At 53.3% G+C, this 1,157-nt stretch carries 1 protein-coding gene; it reads left to right on the top strand.

What is annotated here, in order from left to right; translation table 11 throughout:
* Positions 1-133 precede the first annotated feature (133 nt).
* Positions 134-853 (top strand): 6-phosphogluconolactonase, encoded by a 720-nt coding sequence (gene pgl / locus ACUVJL_RS19970; RefSeq protein ID WP_445247430.1) that lies wholly within the window; start codon positions 134-136, stop codon positions 851-853.
* Positions 854-1,157 lie beyond the last annotated feature (304 nt).

Genomic DNA, 1,157 nt, shown 5'->3' on the forward strand with positions numbered 1-1,157 from the left:
CGAAAGTACAGCACAAAAGTACACGGCATTTAGTAGTTCCAAGGCGGTAGCAAGCTTAACGGGGGACTAATCCTCCCCCCCCATTCAATTGTAAAGCCGTCCTAAAAGGACGGGGTTTCTACCCATTTTTCTGATGAAAAAAATAGTAGAAGTATTAGGAAATCGGGAAGAATTAATAGATCGATCGCTCAGGATTGTCCTGTCAAAAATGCACGCCGCCATAGCAGAACGCGGAGTTTGTACGATCGCCGCAGCGGGCGGAAGCACACCCGAACCGCTCTACAGAGCGCTCTCGGGCCAAGACCTGCCTTGGGACAAAATTCACGTTTTCTGGGGCGACGAACGCTACGTTCCCCCAGAACACCCGGACAGCAATCAAAAAATGGCGCGCCTAGCGTGGCTCGATCGAGTAAACATCCCCGCCAGCAACATCCACCCCATGCCCACAGGCGCCGGCGACCCCGCAGCCGACGCCTCGGCGTACCAAATCGAATTGCAGCAGTTCTTCAAAGTATCCGAGGGCGAGTTTCCTGCTTTCGACATCATTCTATTGGGCATAGGGGACGACGCGCACACAGCCTCTCTATTTCCCGGCACAGCAGCCTTGCAAGTCCGCGACGCCCTAGTAACGGTCGGCAACAAAGACGGTCAACCCCGCATCACCTTTACAGTCCCCTTAATCAACCGCGCCCGGTGCGTCATCTTCATGGTCGCAGGAGCCAGCAAACAACCCGCCCTGGCTCAAATTTTTGCCCCCGCAGCCGACGAAATGACCTATCCAGCCAGACTCGTTCAACCAGAAGGCGAACTTTGGTGGCTGCTCGATGCGGCTGCTGGCTCCTCCGTAAAATAGCCGACAGATCCGCAAGCGCGCCAACACAGTCAGCAGTATCACCAACTCAATCAGGCCCATCACCGCGAACGTCACGGCGTCAGGTCAGTTCCTAGTATTAGCGAAGCAATATAAGAATTGTGGCGGTTAAAGTTAAAATTTGACCATATACACCAGTAGTTTTGTCACTAACCCCACCCTAAAGGGATGGGGCTTGAAAGCGGAAGACTCACCACCTTCTTAATTTGAGGCCAAACCAGTGTCTAGCCTGGGTCTTCGAGACAAGCTGAACTATATGGTGGTGGTACACCAAGCGACGTTAAGA

Origin of the sequence: Microcoleus sp. OTE_8_concoct_300 (assembly GCF_031383065.1) — a bacterium.
Classification (GTDB): Bacteria; Cyanobacteriota; Cyanobacteriia; order Cyanobacteriales; family Microcoleaceae; genus Microcoleus.